The 15,859-nt window shown below is 72.2% G+C and carries 16 protein-coding genes; 10 read left to right on the top strand and 6 right to left on the bottom strand.

Going from position 1 to position 15,859, the window contains the following annotated elements; all coding sequences use genetic code 11:
* Positions 1–82: 82 nt before the first annotated feature.
* The 3 genes from IO29_RS20520 to IO29_RS20510 all read left to right on the top strand — a co-directional run bounded on the left by IO29_RS20520 (position 83) and on the right by IO29_RS20510 (position 3,141).
* Positions 83–1,273 carry a CaiB/BaiF CoA transferase family protein gene (locus IO29_RS20520; RefSeq protein ID WP_324608209.1) on the top strand — a complete coding sequence of 397 codons (1,191 nt, stop codon included), beginning with the start codon at positions 83–85 and terminating at the stop codon, positions 1,271–1,273.
* The gene (locus tag IO29_RS20515; protein WP_030380939.1) at positions 1,263–2,060 is read left to right on the top strand and encodes an enoyl-CoA hydratase/isomerase family protein; all 798 of its coding nucleotides are present in this window, start codon (positions 1,263–1,265) and stop codon (positions 2,058–2,060) included. Before IO29_RS20520 ends, IO29_RS20515 begins: the two co-directional genes overlap by 11 nt.
* A 64-nt stretch (positions 2,061–2,124) precedes the next feature.
* Positions 2,125–3,141, top strand: a complete 1,017-nt coding sequence (locus tag IO29_RS20510) for a LacI family DNA-binding transcriptional regulator (protein WP_030380940.1) — start codon at positions 2,125–2,127, stop codon at positions 3,139–3,141.
* Positions 3,142–3,390: 249 nt separating this feature from the next.
* Here the strand turns inward: IO29_RS20510 and IO29_RS20505 are convergent, their stop codons facing one another.
* The gene (locus tag IO29_RS20505) at positions 3,391–4,266 is read right to left on the bottom strand and encodes an undecaprenyl-diphosphate phosphatase (RefSeq protein WP_030380941.1); all 876 of its coding nucleotides are present in this window, start codon (positions 4,264–4,266) and stop codon (positions 3,391–3,393) included.
* Between the two features lie 307 nt (positions 4,267–4,573).
* Complete coding sequence (locus IO29_RS20500; RefSeq protein WP_030380942.1) at positions 4,574–5,386, bottom strand: TVP38/TMEM64 family protein; 813 nt, start codon at positions 5,384–5,386, stop codon at positions 4,574–4,576.
* 492 nt (positions 5,387–5,878) lie between these two features.
* Here IO29_RS20500 and tuf point away from each other — a divergent pair, with 492 nt between their 5' ends.
* The gene (gene tuf / locus IO29_RS20495) at positions 5,879–7,060 is read left to right on the top strand and encodes an elongation factor Tu (protein ID WP_030380943.1); all 1,182 of its coding nucleotides are present in this window, start codon (positions 5,879–5,881) and stop codon (positions 7,058–7,060) included.
* 49 nt (positions 7,061–7,109) lie between these two features.
* Positions 7,110–7,955 (top strand): spermidine synthase, encoded by an 846-nt coding sequence (locus tag IO29_RS20490; RefSeq protein WP_030380944.1) that lies wholly within the window; start codon positions 7,110–7,112, stop codon positions 7,953–7,955.
* A 268-nt stretch (positions 7,956–8,223) separates the two neighbouring features.
* Here the strand turns inward: IO29_RS20490 and IO29_RS20485 are convergent, their stop codons facing one another.
* Both IO29_RS20485 and IO29_RS20480 read right to left on the bottom strand, forming a co-directional pair.
* Positions 8,224–9,582 (bottom strand): MFS transporter, encoded by a 1,359-nt coding sequence (locus tag IO29_RS20485; protein ID WP_051707944.1) that lies wholly within the window; start codon positions 9,580–9,582, stop codon positions 8,224–8,226.
* 134 nt (positions 9,583–9,716) lie between these two features.
* Positions 9,717–10,799, bottom strand: a complete 1,083-nt coding sequence (locus tag IO29_RS20480) for a DUF8017 domain-containing protein (RefSeq protein ID WP_030380946.1) — start codon at positions 10,797–10,799, stop codon at positions 9,717–9,719.
* A 157-nt stretch (positions 10,800–10,956) separates the two neighbouring features.
* On the opposite strand from IO29_RS20480, the gene IO29_RS20475 reads away from it, so the two are divergent.
* Positions 10,957–11,394, top strand: coding sequence for a DUF4442 domain-containing protein (locus IO29_RS20475; RefSeq protein WP_030380947.1), 438 nt, complete (start codon positions 10,957–10,959; stop codon positions 11,392–11,394).
* Positions 11,395–11,423: 29 nt separating this feature from the next.
* Here the strand turns inward: IO29_RS20475 and IO29_RS20470 are convergent, their stop codons facing one another.
* The gene (locus IO29_RS20470; RefSeq protein ID WP_030380948.1) at positions 11,424–11,990 is read right to left on the bottom strand and encodes a CHAP domain-containing protein; all 567 of its coding nucleotides are present in this window, start codon (positions 11,988–11,990) and stop codon (positions 11,424–11,426) included.
* A gap of 402 nt (positions 11,991–12,392) precedes the next feature.
* Between IO29_RS20470 and IO29_RS20465 the strand changes: the two genes are divergently transcribed.
* Positions 12,393–13,049, top strand: coding sequence for a DedA family protein (locus tag IO29_RS20465; RefSeq protein WP_030380949.1), 657 nt, complete (start codon positions 12,393–12,395; stop codon positions 13,047–13,049).
* 39 nt (positions 13,050–13,088) lie between these two features.
* Here IO29_RS20465 and IO29_RS20460 read toward each other — a convergent pair whose 3' ends face one another.
* The gene (locus IO29_RS20460) at positions 13,089–13,613 is read right to left on the bottom strand and encodes a gamma carbonic anhydrase family protein (protein ID WP_030380950.1); all 525 of its coding nucleotides are present in this window, start codon (positions 13,611–13,613) and stop codon (positions 13,089–13,091) included.
* Between the two features lie 148 nt (positions 13,614–13,761).
* Here IO29_RS20460 and IO29_RS20455 point away from each other — a divergent pair, with 148 nt between their 5' ends.
* From IO29_RS20455 to IO29_RS20445, 3 genes are all read left to right on the top strand, one after another.
* Positions 13,762–14,493, top strand: coding sequence for an acyltransferase (locus IO29_RS20455; protein ID WP_030380951.1), 732 nt, complete (start codon positions 13,762–13,764; stop codon positions 14,491–14,493).
* A gap of 166 nt (positions 14,494–14,659) precedes the next feature.
* A complete protein-coding gene (locus tag IO29_RS20450; protein ID WP_030380952.1) occupies positions 14,660–15,232 on the top strand; it encodes a helix-turn-helix domain-containing protein in 573 nt (190 codons plus the stop codon).
* Positions 15,233–15,267: 35 nt separating this feature from the next.
* Complete coding sequence (locus tag IO29_RS20445) at positions 15,268–15,831, top strand: YbaK/EbsC family protein (RefSeq protein ID WP_030380953.1); 564 nt, start codon at positions 15,268–15,270, stop codon at positions 15,829–15,831.
* The last annotated feature ends 28 nt before the right edge of the window (positions 15,832–15,859 follow it).

Genomic DNA, 15,859 nt, shown 5'->3' with positions numbered 1-15,859 from the left:
GGGACTCCCGGATGCCCGCGCCCGAAGAGCCGTCGGGTCGGCATTCCCGCGCCGGTCGGAGTCGGACGCTGCATCACCTCAGATGGGACAACACATGCTTTCGGGTCTCCGCGTCGTGAGCTTCACTCATTTCCTCCAGGGCCCCTCGACGAGCCAGATACTGGCCGACCTCGGGGCCGAGGTCATCAAGGTCGAACCACCGAGCGGTGCCTTCGAGCGGACCTGGTCGGGCCCCGACGCATACCTGGGTGACACCAGCGTCTTCTTCCTTCTCGGGAACAGGAACACCAAGAGCATCGCGGTCGACCTCAAGGCGCCGGAGTCGCGCGAGGCGCTCGACAGACTGCTGGCCACCGCAGACGTGGTGGTCGAGAACTTCCGGCCCGGCGCGATGGACCGTCTGGGGTTCGGATACGAGCGGCTGAAGTCCCTGAACCCGCGGCTGGTCTACTGCTCCCTCTCGGGCTATGGCCCCGACGGGCCCTACCGCGACCGGCCCGGCCAGGACGTCCTCATTCAGGCACTCTCGGGGCTGGCCGCAGCCACGGGAACCGCCGACGGGCCTCCCACGCCGGTGGGTGCGTCGCTCGTCGATCAACACGGCGCCGTCCTCGGAGCCATGGGCATCCTGGCCGCCTTGCAGGGGCGCGAACGTACGGGCGAGGGCTGCAAGGTCGAGAGCAACCTGCTGAACGCGGCACTCGACCTTCAGATCGAACCGCTCGCCTACCATCTGAACGGTTTCCAGGGAGAGCGCAGCGCCTCCGGCGTCTCGTCCATGTACTACAAGGCTCCCTACGGCGTCTTCGCGACGGCGGACAGCCACCTCTGCCTCTCCCTCACCAGCCTCCCCGCCCTGCACACGCTCTTCGACGATCCATGGTTCGACGACATCGCAGAAGACGACTCCTACGCCCGCCGGGAGCAGGTCAACGCGCGAGTCGCCAAGCACATGCGTCGACGGACGACCGCGGACTGGACCGCCCGGCTGACCGCCCACAAGATCTGGTTCTCACAGGTCAACACCTACGCCGACGTCGTCACGGATCCGCAGGTGGTCCACAACCGTTCGATCGTCAGCTTCGAACACCCTGACGCGGGCACGGTCCGCGTGCTGGGCCACCCGGTCACCTATGACGGAAAGCGTCCTGGTGTCCATGCCGTACCGCCCGCGCTCGGAGCCGATACCGCGACGGTCCTGGAGTCGCTGGGCTACACCGCGCAGGAAGTCGATGTCCTCGTGCGGAAGGGGGCGCTGCACCGTGCCGACTGAGCGGACAAGCAGGCCCAGGGCCGAGGAGCTGCCCGTCCTGACCGAGATCCGTGACCAGACGCTGGCCATCCGGTTGAACCGGCCCCACAAGTACAACGCGTTCAACTCCGAGATGATCCAGCTGGTCACCTCGTCACTGCTCGACGCCGACGCCAATCCGGCCATACGCGCCGTGATCATCACCGGCAGCGGCCCCGCCTTCGCCGCCGGCGCCGACATCGGCGAGTATGCGAGGGCTGACAGCGAGGAGTTCCAGGCGTTCACCACACGTGCCAATACCATGTGCGACACGATCGCCGGTCTCCGGCTCCCCGTCATCGCCGCCGTTCACGGCCTGGCTCTGGGAGGAGGCTTCGAGGTCGTACTGAGTTGCGACCTGGTGGTGGCCGACAGCACAGCCTCGTTCGGCCTGCCGGAGATCTCGCTGGGCCTGATGCCCGGATGGGGAGGCACCCAGCGGCTGACCCGGCACGTGGGAATCAACCGCGCCAAGGAAATGATCATGACGGGTGCGCGGATCTCCAGCGAACGGGCCCACGCACTCGGCATTGTCACCCATGTCAGCGATGACGGCACCGCTCTCCTGCGCGCGCAGCACATCGCGGACGAGTTCGCGCGGGGACCGGTCCACGCGATCACGGCGATCAAGGCCGCCGTGGGGCACACCGCCACCGCCGGGTTCACGATTGAACAACAGCACCTGCACGCCCTGTTGAACACGGCCGACGCGCGGGAGGGCATTCGGGCCTTCGTCGAGAAGCGTCCGGCGAAGTTCGGTGCACGCTGACGTCTTCTCGGCCATGTCTCGACCACCGGTTTCGGGTTCAGCCTCCTTGTAGGATGCCCTGACCATGGCAGGACTGAAAGATGTCGCGGCGGCCGCCGGCGTATCCATATCGGTGGCCTCCCGCGTGCTGACCGCGGACGCCAAGGCCCGGATCCATCCCGACACGCGTCAGCGGGTCCTGGCTGTCGCGGCGGAGATCGGGTACGTCCCGAGTCACCGTGCCCGCGCCCTGCGCATGTCCAGGGCCGGGGCCCTGGCGTTGATCGTTCCCGATGTCAACAACGCCGTCTTCGCGCCTATGCTGGCCGGCGTGGACGAGGTCGCGACATCGCGGTCCGTGAGCGTGCTGCTGGGACAGCTCAATGGCCCGCGGGCGGGAAAGCATGAGTTGGATGCGCTCGTAGGGAAGGGCCGGGTCGACGGGGTGGTCCTCCAGCGGCGGGAGGACTTCACCGACCGCATGCTGGCGGCGACCCTGGACATCGACGTACCCGTCGTACTGTTCAACTCCCGGCTGAAGGGCCGCACCGGTTCGGTGGTTCTCGACGACGTCGAAGCCGCGAGGATCGCCACCCAGCATCTGCTCGACCTCGGGCACGAGCACCTCGGATTCGTCGGCGGAACCGTTCGGCATGACGCCGCGGCGCGCAGGCTCAAGGGATTCTGGGCCGCCATGCGCGCTGCCGGGCGCTCCGTCGCCAAGTCCGCCGTCGTCGCCGCGGGATGGGAGGCCGACGCGGGCATGACTGCTGCGAAGCGACTGCTGGGTACGTCCCCATCTCCCACCGGCCTGGTGGTGGCCAGTGTCAACGCCGCTTTGGGCGTTGTTTCCTGCGCGAGCCGCGCCGGAATACGCGTTCCGGAGGAGCTCTCGGTGGTGGCTGTCCAAGACACCTGGATGGCCGAGGTGTACTGCCCGCCAGTGACAGTCGTACGCATGCCGCTGCAAGAAGCGGGAGCCGCCGCCACGTCCATGCTGCTCGACCACATCGACGGAGCTCCCCTGACTGACCTGGTGCTCCGCACACCGGTTCCGGAACTCGTGGTCCGCGGTACGACAGGGCGGCCCTCGACGACGTGAGCCGGCCTCGCAGCACATGCCTCGGCGCCGAGTTCCATGGTGACATCGGGGTCCGGGCCGCCACGGTGGATCAGGCCGTCGGTCGGCCGGCGAAGGCCAGGGCGCAGCGGCCGTCGACGGGACGCTGGGCCAGGTCGTGGCGGGCCGGGTGTACCCGGTCGGACAGGCCGGTGGCCCGTGCCCCGGGTGGTTCGGTGCTGCGATCAGGCGCTGGGAAACGCGAGAGAGCACTATCCGTGCGGCCCTCGTTCAGCCGCCGGATTCGCCCGCGTGTGGGCTTAGCACGCCGGCCCCGACCAGCACGAACAGCAGGAGGCCGAGGGCGATCCGGTACCAGACGAACGGCATGAACGACTTCGAGCTGATGAATTTCATGAACCACGAGATGACCACATATCCGGACCCGAACGCGATCACCGTCGCGAAGAGGGTCGGCCCCCAGGACACGTGCCCGCTCTCCGCCGCGTCCTTCAGTTCGAACACCCCGGACGCCAGGACGGCCGGAACCGCCAGCAGGAAGGAGTACCGTGCCGCGGCCTCCCGCCTGTAGCCGAGGAACAGGCCGCCGCTGATCGTCGCCCCGGAGCGCGAGACGCCCGGGATCAGGGCCATCGCCTGGCAGATGCCGTAGATCAGGCCGTCCTTGGTGTTCAGGTTCTCCAGCGTCTTGCGCTGCTTGGGCGCGCGGTGGCGGCCGCCCTTCTCGTCGCGAGCGGCGAGCCGGTCGGCGACGCCCAGGACCACGCCCATGGCGATGAGCATCGTCGCGGTGACACGCAGGTCACGGAACGGGCCCTCGATCTGGTCCTTGAGCGTCACGCCGAGCACGCCGATCGGGATGGAGCCGACGATCACCAGCCAGCCCATGCGGGCGTCGGGGTGGTGCCGCCACTCCTTGTTCACCAGTGAACGCGACCATGCGGAGAGGATGTTGGCGATGTCCTTGCGGAAGTAGATCAGTACCGCGGACTCCGTGCCGATCTGGGTGATGGCCGTGAAGGCCGCGCCCGGGTCCTTCCAGCCGGCGAAGGCGGCGGTCAGCCGGAGGTGGGCGCTGGAGGACACCGGGAGGAATTCGGTCAGCCCCTGGACGAGTCCGAGGACGAGGGATTCAAACCAAGACATGGAGGCAGGAGGTCCAAGCGCTGATCGTGGAGAGGGGTGAGGTGGGGTCTGGTGAACGGGGGGAGCTGTGTGGGCACGCCGGATCCTGTGTGGTGATCAGGTGTGTCGGGTGGCAGCGTAGCGTTCCCAAGTGACGGGTCCGGCACAGGGGTTTCGCCCCCGCCGCCCCTACCCTTCCCGTCCCTTCAAGGGGCTCCGCCCCTTGGACCCCGGGCGCCTGAGAGCTCGGGTGGGTGGGGTATGTGGGGCGGGTGCGGTTGAGTGGGGGCTTCTCGCGCAGTTCCTCGCGCCCCTTCGGGGGCGCCCCCTACGGGGCGCGCAGGTGGTGGCGTTTGCGCCAGGCGATGGTCGTGGCGGCGAGGGCGGGGACGGCGATGATGGCGAGGGCGATGAGGAAGGCGGGGGAGGTGGGGCTGGAGGCGCGGGCGCCGGCGACGACGTACGCGGCGGTGTTGGGGATCGAACCGAGCGCCGTCGCGATCAGGAACGGCGCCGAACGCATCCGGGAGACGGCGGCGCAGTAGTTCGCCGCCCAGAACGGCACCCCGGGGAAGAGCCGGGCCGCCATCATCGAACGGAAGCCGTGCCGGCTGAGCTGTCCGTCCGCCGCCTTCAGCCAGCGGCCGCGCACCAGCGGTCGCAGCGCGTCCTGCCCCAGCAGCCGGCCCAGGCCGAAGGCGAGCCCGGCGCCCAGCACCGTGCCCGTCAGGGCGCTGCCCGTGCCGAACTGCGAACCGAACAGCGCGCCCGCGGCCAGGTTGAGCAGCGGGCGCGGCACGAAGGCGACCGTGCACAGTCCGTACGCCACCGCGAACACCGAAGCGGCCGCGGCCCCGCCGAGCTGCGGTGGCCAGCCGTGCGTCAGCAGCCTCTGCGGCTCGAACAGCAGCACGCAGGTGGCGGCCGTCGCGAGCAGCACCACGAGCAGGGCCAGGCGCGCCCAGGGAGAGAGCAGCGCTCTGCCGCAGCGCGCGGCGAGGGAGGGGGAGACGGCTGCGGCGACCGGGGTGCTCACCAGCGACGTGGAGACGGCCGGTGCCGTGTCGGTGGTGGGCTTCGTGGCGGTGGCCCGGGGAGAGGCCGTGGCGGTGCCGCCCGAGCGGGTGGTGGCATCGAGCATGTCGGTGACATTAACCGACGAACGCATGTGATCGCCGTATGGGCCATTTCACGGGGGGTGCGCTGAACGCCCGTCAGTCCCCTGGCCAGGGCCGCGGGAACGTTCCCTCCGGCGGGTCGACGCGGGCCGTGTCGGGGCCGTGTCCGAGATACCGACGGCAGCTGTGCACCGGACGTACATCTCCGCGTCCCCGATCGCGCCCGGGGCGAAAACCATTCGACCCGGAACGGGCGGCGGAGGCATGATCGGGGCATGTTCTGGCACGCCTTCCACCTCGCAGCATCCGCCGCCGCGGATGCCCCGAAGGCTGCCGTTCCCACTCTCCTCGCCGCAGTCGACGGCGCCCGAAGCTGACCCTCCCCGGATCGTCCGGCGGACCCCCCAGGGGGAGGGTCGGCCAGGTTCTCGGGGTCCCCGTCCCGGCCGCGCGCCCCATGCGCCGCGCCCGGGGCCGTTCACGCGTCACCACCCAAGAGACTTCGAGGTACCGCCATGTCCAAGACGGCGTACGTCCGCACCAAACCGCATCTCAACATCGGCACGATGGGCCATGTCGACCACGGCAAGACCACCCTGACCGCCGCCCTCACCAAGGTCCTCGCCGACCGCGGCGCCGGCACGTTCGTGCCGTTCGACCGCATCGACCGCGCCCCCGAGGAGGCCGCGCGCGGCATCACCATCAACATCGCCCACGTCGAGTACGAGACCGACACCCGGCACTACGCGCACGTCGACATGCCCGGCCACGCCGACTACATCAAGAACATGGTCACCGGGGCCGCGCAGCTCGACGGGGCGATTCTCGTCGTCTCCGCGCTCGACGGGATCATGCCGCAGACCGCCGAACACGTGCTGCTCGCGCGGCAGGTGGGCGTCGACCACATCGTCGTCGCGCTCAACAAGGCCGACGCCGTCGGCGACGGCGAGGACACGGTGCTGACCGACCTCGTGGAGCTGGAGGTGCGCGAACTGCTCACCGCGCACGGCTACCCGGGCGAGTCCGTGCCCGTCGTACGGGTCTCCGGGCTGCGCGCGCTGGAGGGCGACCCGCGCTGGACGGCGGCCGTCGAGGCGCTGCTCGACGCGGTCGACACGTATGTGCCGGTCCCCGAGCGGTACCTGGACGCGCCGTTCCTGCTGCCGGTGGAGAACGTGCTCACCATCACCGGGCGCGGCACGGTCGTCACCGGCGCCGTCGAGCGCGGCACGGTGCGCGTCGGCGACCGGGTCGAGGTGCTCGGGGCCGGCGTCGAGACCGTCGTGACCGGGGTCGAGACCTTCGGCCGGCCGATGGAGGAGGCGCAGGCCGGGGACAACGTGGCGCTGCTGCTGCGCGGGGTGGCGCGGGACGCGGTGCGGCGCGGCCACGTCGTCGCGGCGCCCGGCAGCGTCGAGCCCCGCCGCCGGTTCACCGCGCGGGTGTATGTGCTCTCGGCCCGCGAGGGCGGCCGCACGACGGCGGTGACCAGCGGTTACCGGCCGCAGTTCTACATTCGCACGGCGGACGTGGTCGGCGGCGTCGACCTCGGTGCGGCCGGTGTCGCCCGGCCCGGGGAGACGGTCACCATGACCGTCGAGCTGGGCCGGGACGTGCCCCTGGAGTCCGGGCTCGGCTTCGCGATCCGCGAGGGCGGCCGGACGGTCGGGGCGGGGACGGTGACCTCCGTGGAGTGAGCCGGACGGGGGCGTCCTGCGGGGCGCCCCCGTGCCGCACAATGGTCCCGTGAGCGAAGCGATACCCGTGGTGCGGGACGTGGATCACGGGACCGCCCGGCTGATGCCCGACGTCGACCGGGAGCGCGCCTGGCTGCTGACCGTGGACGGGGCGCCGCAGTCGTACGTCGACCTGGACGCGCCCGAGCACCTGGAGTTCGAGTACGCCAGGCGGCTCGGACACGTGCTGGACACGGCCGCCGGGCCGGGGGTGCCGCTGGACGTGCTGCACCTCGGCGGTGGCGCGTTCACGTTGCCGAGGTACGTCGCCGCGACCCGGCCCGGCTCGCGGCAGCAGGTCGTCGAGGCCGACCGGGGGCTGCTTGCCCTCGTCCTCGAACGGTTGCCGCTTCCCGCCGGGGCGGACATCACGCCGCATCGCGCGGATGCCCGGGCCTGGCTGGAGGCGGCGCCGGCCGGCTCGGCGGACGTGGTGATCGCCGATGTGTTCGGTGGGTCCCGGGTGCCCGCGCATCTCACCTCGGTCGAGTACGCGCGGGCCGTGGCGCGGGTGCTGCGGGGCGACGGGGTGTACGTGGCGAATCTGGCGGATGCCACGCCCTTCGCCTTTCTGCGCTCTCAGCTCGCCACGCTCGGGACGGTGTTCGAGGAGCTGGCGTTGATCGCGGAGCCGGGGGTGTTGCGGGGGCGGCGGTTCGGCAACGTGGTGCTGTACGCGGCGCACCGGGCGGCGGATGTCGGGGCGTTGGTGCGGCGTGCTGCGGCGGACGCGTTTCCCGCGCGGGTCGAGCACGGGGATCCCCTGCGGGTGTTCATGGGCTCCGCCCGGCCGGTTCATGACACGGAGGCGGTGGCGTCGCCGGAGCCGCCGGACGGGGCGTTCGGTATCGGCTGAGGCTGTGTGTCGTTGTCGGGGGTGCGGTGGGGAGGCTCGACGCCGGGTTTCTCCTCGTCCCCGCCGCCCCCGCCCGTCCCCTCCCTGGGGGCTGCGCCTGCTGGCCCCCCTCGGGGGGCCTGGTGTCTACGGCCCCGGGCCTCCCTCGGGGGCTGCGCCCCCGGGAGGCGTGAGGGGCTTCGCCCCCTGGCGCGTTCTTGGGGCTCCGCCCCTGCCCCCTGGACCCCCGGGGGCGGGGCGGAGGTGGGGTGCCGTTCGGCAGGAGCCGTCAGTCGGTGCCGGGCTGGGTGCGGGGTTGGGCGTGGTGCGGCTCTTGCTTCGCCGGCCCCGGGGTCGGACCCGGCACGAGGGCCGACGGTGTGCGGCGGCGTAGGTTGCGTACCTCTGGGACGCAGAGGACCGCCGCCGTGACGACGAGGACCAGTGCGGCGCAGGCCCACAGGGCGTTCGCGCGGCCGAGGGAGGACTCGGCGGGGCCTGCCAGGGCCGTCGCGAGCGGGAGCATCGCGATCGAGCCGAACCAGTCGTATGCCGAGACCCGGGACAACTTGTCCTCGGGTATTTCCTGGTGCAAAGCGGTCATCCAGGACACGCCGAACACCTCGACCGAGAGCCCGGTCAGGAACATCACCGTGTACAGGACGCCGACCGGCACCGGCACCGCCAGGGCCGCGGAGGGCGCGGCCAGCGGGAAGACGCACAGGGTGCCGACCAGCAGCAGTCGGCGCGGCCGGAAGCGGGTCATCACGAGTGCCCCGACGACCGTGCCCGCGCCGAACGCGCCGAGGGCGAGCCCCCACGGCCCTGCCCCGCCGAGGCTCTCCTCCGCCACCAACGGACCGTAGACCGCGTCGGCCGCGCCGACCACCGCGTTGGCGATCGAGAACTGTGCGACGACCCCCCACAGCCAGGGCCGTCCGCTGAACTCCCGCCAGCCCTCGCGCAGATCGGCCAGCAGGCCGCCACCCGGCTCGCGCGGCGCGATGTGCCCGACGTCGAGGAAGGAGCGCAGCGAACCCGCCACCGCGAAGGCCGCCGCGTCGATCGCGAGCACCCAGCCGGGCCCGAGCGCGGCGACCAGCGCCCCGCCGAGCGCGGCCCCGCCGACCGCCGCCGACTGCATCGCCATCCGGAACACCGCGAAGGCACGGCCCGCCTGCTCCCCGCGCACCGAGGACATCAGCATGCCCTCAGCGGCCGGGTTGAAGAACGCCTGGCCGGTCGCGCCCAGCCCGGTGAGCAGCATCATCTGCCACAGCCGGGGCTCACCGGCCAGGACGAGCGTCGCGAACGCCGCCTGCGACACACAGTTGAGGGCGTTGGCCGCGACCATCACCCGGTGCCGGGGCAGCCGGTCGGCGACCGCGCCGCCGATCAGCAGGAACAGGACGAGCGGCAGCGTGCGCGCCGCCGCCACGAGCCCGACGTCCCCGGCGTCGCCGCCCGCGTCGAGGACCGCGAAGGCGGCGGCGATCAGGGCCCCGTTGCTGCCCAGGTTGGTGACGACCGCGGCGGCGGCCAGCAGGCCGTAGTTCCGCCCCGCCCACTCGGGACGCCGGGGGCGCCGGCCCCCGAGGGGGCGGTGGGAACGGTCCGGACGGTGGTCGGGGTCGGCGGCAGAGGTCACCGGCCGACTATCGCCGCCATGGGGTCCGGATGCCAAACCGCGGGCCCGTCCACCTCACCGCACTCCATCCGCCGCCGGGGAACGGGCCGGGCGCGGGTGCCCAGGGCGTGCCGGGGGGTCGGGGACCGGGGCGGTCAGGACGCCGTCGGGTCGCCGTGCAGCCGTACCGTGCTGAGGATCTTCATGATCGTGTCCTCGGACACTTCCTCGTCCACGCCGGTGGCACCGTAGAGCGTCCAGGAGACGAAGTCGCCCTTGGAGTTCTTGAAGCCGAAGCTGATCGCCTTGCCGTCGGTCGCGCACTTGCCCTTCGCGGGCGTGTTCTTGGAACGGGCCCAGGTGTAGCTGCCCTTGATCCCGGAGGTTGTCGTGTACGGCTTCGGCTTGTCGTGGGACAGGCTCTTCTCGTCGGGCTGCGTGTAACCGCCGTAGACCCAGTTGGTCGACTGCGCGATCGCGACCTCGTCGGTGTCCTTCGCGCCGTTGGCGCCCTTGACGCCCGTCGCGGCGAGCGAGGTGCTCTCGGTGCGGCCGTCCTTGTCCTCGTCGGTCGTGCACCACTTCTCCTTGAGGACGGCGGGCGCGGACATCACGATGAGCGGTTCGCCCTTCTCGTCCTCGAAACCGGTGATGTAGCTGGGCGACTTGACCTCCCAGTCCGCCGGCACGTCGAAGGCGACTCCCCACTTGGGGTTGATGTCGACCTTCCAGCCCTTGATCGTGGCCTTCTCCTCCTCGCCGCCGCGCGGGTTGTTCTCCGGCGTGGCGGACTTCCCCGGCTCCGCCGACGCGCCGGCGGAGGCCGTCGCCTTGTCCTTGCCGTCCGCGGAGTCGTCCTTGTCGCCGCCGCCCAGCACCACGATCCCGGTCACCGCGGCGGCCACGACCACGGCACACGCCGCGACGATCGCCACGATCTTCGTACGGTTCCCGCCGCCGCCTCCGGTGCCGCCCCCGCCCGGCGTCTGGAACCCGGCGGGCGGCGTGGGAGCCCCCCACTGCGGCTGCCCCGGCTGCCCCGGCTGCCCCGGCTGCCCCGGCTGTGCCGGTTGCGTGTAGGGGTTGGGGGTCTGCGGCGGATATCCCGGCTGTGCGTACGGGTTCGGCTGCTGGTACCCCGGCTGTCCCGGCTGCTGATATCCCGGCTGGGTGTACGGGTTCTGGTTCTGGTCCTGCGGGTTCTGCTCGCCCCCGGGCGGCTGCTGTCCTGGCCACATGGGTAGTCACACTAGTGCTGCCCATGACACGTTTCGGTCACTTCCCTTCGTCAGGCCCGTACCGGACCGGTACCGGCCGCGTACGGAACCCGTGCCGGACGGGGGCTGGCCGCCCGTGGCTACTCGCGGGTAACGTGACGGCATGAGCGCAGACCAGATGTCTGTCGGCGAGATGCTCGCCGCGACCGTGCCGATGGCCAGGACCCTCCGTCTGGAGTTCCTGGAGACCTCCCCCGAGAAGGCCGTGGTGGCCCTCCCGGACCAGAGCGAGTACCACAACCACGTCGGCGGTCCGCACGCCGGAGCCATGTTCACGCTGGGCGAGTCGGCGAGCGGTGCCGTCGTGCTGGCCGCCTTCGGGGACCAGCTCTCGCGCGCCGTGCCGCTCGCCGTCGGCGCCGAGATCGCCTACCGCAAGCTGGCGATGGGCGAGGTCACCGCCACCGCGACGCTCGGCCGGCCCGCGGCCGAGGTCGTCGCGGAGCTCGACGCCGGCCGCCGCCCCGAGTTCCCGGTCTCCGTCGCGCTGCGGCGCGCGGACGGCGCCGTCACCGGTGAGATGACGGTGGTCTGGACCCTGCGCCCCAACGGCTGACCCCCACCACCCTCTTTCGTCCCGGCGGCTCAGAAGCGCAGATAGCGGCTGGGGTTCCCGGCCGGGACGGTGCGGACGTTCAGGGCGCGCGGGCGGTGGCCGTTGGCGGCGCTGCGGAAGTTGTACTCGTAGAGGGTGACCCGCGCGCCGCGGGTCGCGGCGACATACGCCACATGCCCCAGGTGCCCCGCGCCGCCCGCCCCCGGGTCCCACTGCGCGATGTCCCCCGCGCGCGGGGTCCGGACCGTGGCGGCGCCCCGCCAGGAGCGGGCGTCGCCGAGGAAGTCGGGGGAGTGGTGCCGGGGGCGGCCGTCGGCCCGGACCGCCCAGGCGGCGAAGGACGCGCACGAGCGCACGAAGTAGCCGTGCCCGTCGGCCTCCCAGGTCCTTCCGTCGCCCCGCCACGGATAGGCGTGCGGATCGAGCCGGTGCGCGGCGACCGCCACACCGTGCGCCGCCCGCGCGCCGGCCGTCTCGGTCCCTGTCGCGGAGGCCGCCGCGACGCCCCCGGCGGCTCCGGGAACGCACAGCGCCAGCGCGGCACCCACCCCGGCCACCAGGAGACGCGACCACTTCCTCGACGTGTGCCGGCGCATGACAACGTTCCTTCCGACGGAGTACGACCACGAACGGCCGCGTACGACCACGAACGGCCGCGTACGGCCGGGTACGGCACCGGCCCGGCGTGGCGCGCCGGTCCCGGCCGGGGTGATCCCTTCCCCGCCCTCCGGCCCCCAACGGGCCTACGTACGAGGGGACTTGGCGCCGGTCGTTTGACGGACGGAACGGAGGAACGGTGCCATTGGCGCGCGAGGGGGCGTGCGACCGCCCGCCGGGCGCCGCGCGCGCTCCGGGCGGCCGGCCGCGGCGGACGACTCGAACGCCGAACCGGTAGGCTTCCCATGCGCGCTCGTGGAGCGGCAGGGGGAAGCGCGCGCCGGCCCGGCGAATGCGGTGGGGCGCGGCTTCAGGGGACTGGAAACACGGGAGGATCCGGCGTGCACGTCCAGGAATGGCTCGAGACGGTGCCGGCGGTCAGTATCTACGCGCTGGTGGCCCTGGTCATCGGCCTGGAGAGCCTCGGCATTCCGCTGCCGGGCGAGATCGTCCTCGTCTCGGCGGCCCTGCTCTCCTCCCAGAACGGCGAGATCAACCCCGTGATCCTCGGTGCCTGCGCGACCGCCGGCGCCGTCGTGGGCGACTCCATCGGCTACGCGATCGGCCGCAAGGGCGGACGGCCACTGCTCGCCTGGCTGGGGAAGAAGTTCCCCAAGCACTTCGGCGAGGGGCATGTGGCCACGGCGGAACGGTCGTTCGAGAAGTGGGGCATGTGGGCCGTCTTCTTCGGCCGGTTCATCGCCCTGCTGCGCATCTTCGCGGGCCCGCTGGCCGGCGTGCTGCACATGCCCTACTGGAAGTTCCTGATCGCCAACCTGCTGGGCGGGGTGATCTGGGCCGGCGGCACGACCGCGGTCATCTACTACGTGGGCGTGGTCGCCGAGGACTGGCTCAAGCGGTTCTCCTACCTGGGCCTGGTCGCCGCGGCCCTGGTCGGCGTCGCCTCCATGCTGATCGTCAAGCGCCGCGCGGCGAAGGCGACGGCCGGGAAGTCCGAAACGGCGGAGGAGCCGGAACCGGTCCCGGCCACCGACTGACGTGCGCCCCGGCGCCCCCCAAGGGGCGCGTGGCCTCCGTCACCTCACCTCACCGTGGGCCTTCGCCAGGTCCACGTACATCGTCGCGTTGAGCGTCACGACCTCCCGCTCCTCCTCCGTCAACGCCCGCTTGACCTTCGCCGGCACCCCCGCCACCAGCGACCCCGGCGGCACCCGCATCCCCTGCGGGACCAGCGCCTGCGCGGCGACCAGCGAACCCGCGCCGATCACCGCCCCGTTGAGCACCGTGGCGCCCATCCCGATCAGACAGTCGTCCTCTACCGTCGCCCCGTGCACCACCGCGTTGTGCCCCAGGGAGACCCGCTCGCCGATGCTCACCGGAAAGCCCGGATCGGCGTGCAGCGTGCAGTTGTCCTGCACATTGCTCCGCGCGCCGACCGCGATGCCCTCCACGTCGGCCCGCAGCACCGCCCCGTACCAGACGCTCGCACCAGCCCCCAGCGTCACGTCACCGAGCACGACGGACGTCGGCGCGAGGAACACCTCCTCGCCCAGCCGCGGCTCCTTGCCCCCGATGCCCCTGATCAGCGCGCCGTCCGTCATCACCGTCTCCTCGCTCCCGGCCGTCGGCCACCCGTCCGTCGCCCGGCGGCCGTCCCGGCACCGTACGCCATCCCCGGCTCACCCCCTGGGGTGAAGATCACAGCCGTACGGCGTCCTGCGCGCCGCCCGGCTTCAGTACCGTGAGCGGATGCTCAGCAGCAGGAACACGTGGTCGTCCTGGCGGCGCCGCCTCGCCCAGCGCGCCGTGCACGCGGGCTGGGCCTGGGCGCAGCGCACCGGTTCCGTCACCGCGGAGCACCCCGGCCGGTTCCGCTTCGGGGCGCTGGGCGCGGGCACACGGCTGGCCTTCCCGCTGGGCACGGTCTTCGGCGAGCCCTGGATCCACCTCGGGGCCTGCTGCATCGTCGGCGAACAGGTCACCCTGACGGCGGGGCTGATGCCCGACCTGGACCTCGGCCCCGAGCCCATCCTGCGCATCGGCGACGGCGTCGTCCTCGGCCGCGGCAGCCATGTCATCGCCGACACCACGGTGACCATCGGCAGCGACTGCTACTTCGGCCCCTACGTCTACGTGACGTCCACCAACCACTCCTACGACGACCCGCACCAGCCCATCGGCAAGCAGTGGCCGCGCATGGAGCCCGTGTCGATCGGCCCGGGCTGCTGGATCGGCACCGGCGCGATGATCCTGCCGGGCGCCCGGATCGGCCGGAACGTGGTGGTGGCGGCCGGCGCGATCGTACGGGGGGTGGTGCCCGACCACGCGGTGGTCGCGGGGGCGCCCGCCCGGGTGGTGCGGCGCTGGACGGCCGAGGAGGGCTGGCAGCCGCCGCTGCGCACCCCGCCGCCGGTGCCGATCCCCGACGGCATCACCCCGGAACAGCTGCTGGCCCTCTCCGAACTGGAGGCGGAGGCCTGAGCGGCGCACCCCGCCCGACGGGCCCGCCCGGTACACCCTGGTGGACGATAGGGTGCAGTCGGTGTTCCGCCGCCGCGCACCGCGTCGTATTCGGCGGTGGGCGCGGACGGAACGGCCACACGGCCACACGGCGATACGGCGGACAGAACGGAACACGGGGCGGAACGTGTCGGACCTCGACCTGCTGACCCAGTCCCTGGCGCGCAACGTCAGACGCTGGCGCGCCGAGCGGGGGTTCACCCTCGAGACGCTCGCCGCCCGCGCCGGGGTCAGCCGGGGCATGCTCATCCAGATCGAGCAGGCCCGCACCAACCCCAGCCTCGGCACGGTCGTCAAGATCGGCGACGCGCTCGGCGTCAGCATCCCCACCCTCCTCGACTACGAGCAGGGCCCCCGCGTCCGCGTCGTCCCCGCCGACCAGGCCGTCCGGATGTGGCACAGCGAGGCCGGCGGCCACGGCCGGCTGCTCGCGGGTACGGAGGCGCCCGGACCGCTGGAGATGTGGGACTGGCGGCTGATGCCGGGCGAGCACAGCCCCTCGGACCCCCATCCCGCCGGCACGGTCGAGATCCTGCACGTCACCAGGGGGCGGCTGACGCTCACCGTGGACGGCGAGGAACACCGCGTGCCGACGGGCGCGAGCGCGTCGTTCGAGGCGCACCTCGCGCACACCTACGGCAACGACGGCGAGGAGCCGATGGAGATGGTGATGACCGTCTCGGTGCCCCCGGTCCGCTGATCACCGCCTCCCCGCACGGCTGTTACCGTGCCGCCATGCGCGCCCCTCTCGGAGACTTCGACTCCGCCCGCCCCGCCCCCGAGTGCCTCGACACGCTCGTGCGGCCGGTCGCCGACGCCGTACGCCACTGGCGCGGCACCGTCCCCGCCGAGCAGCTGGTGTACGTCGACACCGAGCCGGAGTGGGCCGACACGGCCACCTTCGTCCAGCACTACGGGCAGGAGCTGCTGGAGCGGTCCGCGAACTGCGTCGTCGTCGCGGGGCGACGCGGCGGCGAGACGACGCTCGCCGCGTGCGTCGCCCTCTCCACCACCCGCGTCGACGTCAACGGCGTGGTGCGCAGACAGCTCGGCGTCCGCAAGGCGTCGTTCGCGCCGATGGACACGGCGACGGGGGAGACCGGCATGGAGTACGGCGGCATCACGCCCGTCGGGCTGCCCGGCCAATGGCCGCTCCTCGTGGACGCGGCCGTCGTCGACCTGCCGTACGCCCTGGTCGGCAGCGGCCGCCGGCGCGGCAAGCTGCTGCTGCCCGGAAAGGCGTTCGCGGAGCTGCCGAACGCGGTGGTGCTGGAGGGGCTGGGCGTCGCGGCCGGCTGAGCCGCCGGGAACGGAACACGGCTGTGGG

The sequence above is a fragment of the Streptomyces sp. NRRL F-6676 genome, from assembly GCF_000725625.1.
Classification (GTDB): Bacteria; Actinomycetota; Actinomycetes; order Streptomycetales; family Streptomycetaceae; genus Streptomyces.
This window is presented reverse-complemented; position numbering and strand designations above follow the sequence as displayed.

Coding starts and splice junctions, on each gene's coding strand:
- IO29_RS20505 (WP_030380941.1), bottom strand. CDS start 4,266: ATGTCTTGGTTTGAATCCCTCGTCCTCGGACTCGTCCAGGGGCTGACC.
- IO29_RS20500 (WP_030380942.1), bottom strand. CDS start 5,386: ATGCTCGATGCCACCACCCGCTCGGGCGGCACCGCCACGGCCTCTCCC.
- IO29_RS20470 (WP_030380948.1), bottom strand. CDS start 11,990: ATGCGCCGGCACACGTCGAGGAAGTGGTCGCGTCTCCTGGTGGCCGGG.
- IO29_RS20520 (WP_324608209.1), top strand. CDS start 83: ATGGGACAACACATGCTTTCGGGTCTCCGCGTCGTGAGCTTCACTCAT.
- IO29_RS20445 (WP_030380953.1), top strand. CDS start 15,268: ATGCGCGCCCCTCTCGGAGACTTCGACTCCGCCCGCCCCGCCCCCGAG.
- IO29_RS20510 (WP_030380940.1), top strand. CDS start 2,125: ATGGCAGGACTGAAAGATGTCGCGGCGGCCGCCGGCGTATCCATATCG.
- IO29_RS20480 (WP_030380946.1), bottom strand. CDS start 10,799: ATGTGGCCAGGACAGCAGCCGCCCGGGGGCGAGCAGAACCCGCAGGAC.
- IO29_RS20455 (WP_030380951.1), top strand. CDS start 13,762: ATGCTCAGCAGCAGGAACACGTGGTCGTCCTGGCGGCGCCGCCTCGCC.
- IO29_RS20460 (WP_030380950.1), bottom strand. CDS start 13,613: ATGACGGACGGCGCGCTGATCAGGGGCATCGGGGGCAAGGAGCCGCGG.
- IO29_RS20475 (WP_030380947.1), top strand. CDS start 10,957: ATGTCTGTCGGCGAGATGCTCGCCGCGACCGTGCCGATGGCCAGGACC.
- tuf (WP_030380943.1), top strand. CDS start 5,879: ATGTCCAAGACGGCGTACGTCCGCACCAAACCGCATCTCAACATCGGC.